Genomic DNA, 3669 nt, shown 5'->3' on the forward strand with positions numbered 1-3669 from the left:
TCGAGCCCCATGGCTATCTGTCCGGTGTCCTGAAAGCCATCGCAGGCGGGCACAAACAAACCGATATCAATCTGCTGCTGCCTTGGAACTACGTCAATCCAGTGTGAACGGCGCACCGCTTACCGACAATATGACGGCGTTCCAAAAAAAACCGCGCCCGTCGTTCAAGCCGTCATCGCCGAGGAACAGCGTCAGATGGAGATGGATTTTGGAAGCCAGGTTGCGGATGCTGATGCTACGAGCATCGTGGATGAGACGCAGATGCGCTCCGCCGTGGATGGCTTGGACGAAATGGAAGCGATGCTGCAGGAGGGGGATGGCGAAAAGCTGGTTGCTCGATAGGGTGGCGGGCATGGCGACCTGCCCGTAGCTTCCGTAACGCTGAATGTAACAAACGGTGTTTTTTTGCCAAAAAGAGGGTTTGGCTTGCACGACCGTTCGATCTCTCGCTGGGAACGTCGTGGGCAGGGTCCAGCCATCTCCACCTTGTTCAGATTATGCCCCCAGACGGCGCAGCCGCTTGTCGATCTCGGCAGGAGGCAGGAAGACCGCCTCATCCGCCCGCCAGATTTGCAGTGCGGAAACAAGAAGCTCGACCTCGCAGACTTCGGCGGCGTGCAACTCGTCTATGATCCACAGGACGCCATGAACGCGCACGGCGCGGGCGGTGGCGACTTTGCGCAGAAGATTGTCGCCGGTCAGGAGGATGCCGTTTTCCTGGCAGGTTGTCGTGACCAGAGCGAAGCAGTCATAGGCTGACAGACGGCTGTGCTCACGCTTGAGCGCAACCACCTGCGCGACTTCCTCGGCTGGCAGGTCATAGGTGGCAAGGCCACCATCTTCGAGCATCCGCCATTCCTGAGCCGTGAAGTCGAGAAGCTCCTCTTCACGAATGGGCAGGGGCACGATGAAGCGATAGGGCAGCCGCAGCAGAACGTGCAGCAACTCCCCCTTCTTTAAGTCGATCAGGCAGGACGCATCATTGACGACGACACAGGTCACAGGTCACGAGGCCCCCTGATGTCGCGTTCGACAACGCTCAAGGGGAGCCCGAGCATCTGCGCCGCCCGCACGGGGGAAATCATCTCCTCGCCGAGCGCGCGCCAGACGAGGCGCTCGAAGCGCTGCGGCTGCTCGAAGGCCGCGAAGCCCTCGCCTGGACCGATAGGCTCCGGTTCTTCGCGCCGCCAGCTTCGCGCATAGGTCTTGAACGCATATTCTACAGCGCTCTTCGACAGAATGCCCACCTGGCCAAGCCGCACGAGCATCGCGGCGGCAGACACGCCATAGGTGCGCTTGAGCCGCATGATCTCGATCCAGGTCATGCCGTGCCGGTTCCGGCCAGCTTCCTCTTCCAGATGCTCACGCGGAATGAGGAACGCGCCCGCGAAGCGGTGCATGGAGGCTTCCTTCTTCAGCGCGGCATTGCCGGTTTCGATGATGATCCGGTGCGCGAGTTCGTGGGCTAGGTTGAAGCGCTTGCGCTCGACATTGGTATGCCGCGAGACGACGATCACTTCAGTCGGTGCGCCTTCCGCCCGTTCGACATGACAGGCCAGCCCGTTGATACGCTCAGGTAGATCGGCCTCTATGACCTTGAGCCCCTTGTCTTCGAGCAGGGCGGTCATACTCGGGATCGGGTCGATGCCGAGCTCCCACTTTCGCCGCACTTGCCGCGCCTTGGCGTCGATGGCCTCTTCATCGGCCACCTTGTCCACGCGCAGCAAGGCGAAGGGGTCTTCGGCGGGGTGCATATCGAGGATGTCCTCGATGGCGAGATAGTCTTCGAGCTTCTCTATCACGATGGATTCCGCCATCGCGCGATCCTGCGCTGAGGCGGTCGAGTTCTTTCGCCACTCGACGCTTTCCAGGGCTTCGACCTGACCGCCGAGCAGGAAGTCCAGTGACACGCCAAGCGCTTTGCCGAGGCCGACCAGCACTGACGAGGACGGCATCATTTTGTCCGCCTCATATTTGCTGATGGCCTGCGCAGACACGTTTGGGGTTACACGCTCCGCGAGCGCTCGCATGGATAGACCTGCCCGCTTGCGGGCAAGTCGCAGTCTTTGTCCGAACATGATCCTCTCCCGGCGGTTATTGTTGTGCTTGATAAACGCCATTTATTGCTATATATATAAACACAAGGTTGCTGAATCGTCAACCGAAATCGACACATGAGCTTTGAAATGGCTAAGAAAAATCAGCATGTTGTGCCACATGAAAGCGGTTGGGCAGTGAAGGGGACGGGCAACTCCCGCGCGTCTTCCATCCACGGCACGCAGCGCGAGGCCATCACGGCCGCGCGAGAATCCGCTATTCGTCAGGGTGGCGAAATGCTGATCCACGGCGAAAATGGCCGCATCCGCGAGCGCAACACCTATGGCAAGGACCCGTATCCGCCGAAAGGCTGAGGGGCATAATTGGGGTGGATGTCAGGATGAGCAGCAGCGGTAACAACAGGCAAATACGTCGCATCCTCTCCATCGAAGGGGGCGGGATCAAGGGCACGATGCCCGCTGCATTCCTCGCGGGGCTCGAGGAAGATCTGGGCCAGCCCATTGGGCGCTATTTCGATCTCATTGCGGGCACATCGACGGGTGGCATCATCGCACTCGGCCTTGGCCTTGGCCGCACGGCAAAGGAACTGCTCGAGCTTTACGAGCGTCGCGGGCCTGTCATCTTCGGTCAGGACAATGCGGATGATGAACCGTTGGGGAGGATACGGCAGGCATGGCGCACCCTCACCGCCACAGGTCGGCACGTAGTCGGTCCAAAGCACGATGCGGCAATTCTTGCCCGTGAACTCAAGGCCGTTCTCAACAACGATCTGATCGGGCAATCACAGACCCGGTTGGTGATCCCGGCGTGGGATGCCGATCTCCGCAGCCCTTATATCTACAAGACCGCGCATCACACACGCCTGCAAACCGATTATCGCAAGACTGCGCTGGATGCCGCTCTGGCTACGGCAGCGGCACCTACGTATTTCAAGCGACATCGCACTGCTGATGATATTGGCCTAACCGATGGCGGGACATGGGCCAACAATCCCACAGCCATTGCTGTCGTCGAAGCCATCACTCTTCTGGGGTGGCATCCGTCAGACCTGCGCATTCTGAGCCTGGGGTGTCTGGACGAAGTCTACATGCTGCCCGAAAGTCCAGGGTTTGCCTGACTCGGCCTCAAAGTCCTCAACCTTTACGCGGATGGGCAATCACATGGCGCCCTCGGCATGGCAAAACTTCTGACGGGACACCCTTACGATGGGGATCGCATCTACCGCATTTCGCCGTCTGTCCCGAGCGGGTTTTTTACCTTGGATGACACCACGAAGATCGGCCGCCTCAAGGGCCTCGGTATGTCAGAAGCCCGAAAAGCAAAGCCCCACCTGACCCCGATCTTTTTCACCCAGCCTGCCGATACCTTCGTGCCGGTCTATCAACTCAAGGAGAAAGCGGCATGAATCAGATGTTGCGACAGCCGCTGACCGACAGTGATATTCGGCGGCGCACGCAGATATTCACCATCCTGGACGAGATAGGCGAGGTGAACCGCGCCGGGTTTGCCGGAGGCTGAATTGTTTAAGCTACGCGGCCATGTCTGATGTTTCCAGAGCTGCGTAGAAGTTTGCCTCGGCCTCTGCTGGCGGGATGTTACCAATGGGTTCCA

General features: G+C 59.4%; 6 protein-coding genes. 3 read left to right on the forward strand and 3 right to left on the reverse strand.

Annotated elements, in window-relative coordinates:
* Positions 1 to 93 precede the first annotated feature (93 nt).
* The 3 genes from ACXYMN_RS19735 to ACXYMN_RS19745 form a co-directional block, all read right to left on the reverse strand.
* A complete protein-coding gene (locus tag ACXYMN_RS19735; protein WP_459015790.1) occupies positions 94 to 432 on the reverse strand; it encodes a hypothetical protein in 339 nt (112 codons plus the stop codon).
* Between the two features lie 63 nt (positions 433 to 495).
* The gene (locus tag ACXYMN_RS19740) at positions 496 to 1002 is read right to left on the reverse strand and encodes a PIN domain-containing protein (RefSeq protein ID WP_037240062.1); all 507 of its coding nucleotides are present in this window, start codon (positions 1000 to 1002) and stop codon (positions 496 to 498) included.
* Positions 999 to 2120 carry a helix-turn-helix domain-containing protein gene (locus ACXYMN_RS19745; protein ID WP_459015792.1) on the reverse strand — a complete coding sequence of 374 codons (1122 nt, stop codon included), beginning with the start codon at positions 2118 to 2120 and terminating at the stop codon, positions 999 to 1001. The genes ACXYMN_RS19740 and ACXYMN_RS19745 overlap by 4 nt, the downstream gene beginning before the upstream one ends.
* A 54-nt stretch (positions 2121 to 2174) precedes the next feature.
* Between ACXYMN_RS19745 and ACXYMN_RS19750 the strand changes: the two genes are divergently transcribed.
* Genes ACXYMN_RS19750 through ACXYMN_RS19760 form a run of 3 tightly spaced genes read left to right on the forward strand, consistent with a single transcriptional unit; the run spans position 2175 to position 3463 of the window.
* Entirely contained in the window at positions 2175 to 2411 is a 237-nt protein-coding gene (locus tag ACXYMN_RS19750) for a DUF2188 domain-containing protein (protein WP_459015793.1), read from the forward strand.
* Positions 2412 to 2437: 26 nt separating this feature from the next.
* A complete protein-coding gene (locus ACXYMN_RS19755) occupies positions 2438 to 3175 on the forward strand; it encodes a CBASS cGAMP-activated phospholipase (protein WP_459015795.1) in 738 nt (245 codons plus the stop codon).
* Between the two features lie 57 nt (positions 3176 to 3232).
* Positions 3233 to 3463 carry a hypothetical protein gene (locus ACXYMN_RS19760; RefSeq protein WP_459015796.1) on the forward strand — a complete coding sequence of 77 codons (231 nt, stop codon included), beginning with the start codon at positions 3233 to 3235 and terminating at the stop codon, positions 3461 to 3463.
* The last annotated feature ends 206 nt before the right edge of the window (positions 3464 to 3669 follow it).

Source organism: Roseivivax sp. CAU 1753 (assembly GCF_054482575.1).

Bases quoted from the DNA above. Each gene is read 5' to 3' on its own strand.
- ACXYMN_RS19745 (WP_459015792.1), bottom strand. From the start codon at position 2,120: ATGGCGTTTATCAAGCACAACAATAACCGCCGGGAGAGGATCATGTTC.
- ACXYMN_RS19750 (WP_459015793.1), top strand. From the start codon at position 2,175: ATGAGCTTTGAAATGGCTAAGAAAAATCAGCATGTTGTGCCACATGAA.
- ACXYMN_RS19755 (WP_459015795.1), top strand. From the start codon at position 2,438: ATGAGCAGCAGCGGTAACAACAGGCAAATACGTCGCATCCTCTCCATC.
- ACXYMN_RS19760 (WP_459015796.1), top strand. From the start codon at position 3,233: ATGGCAAAACTTCTGACGGGACACCCTTACGATGGGGATCGCATCTAC.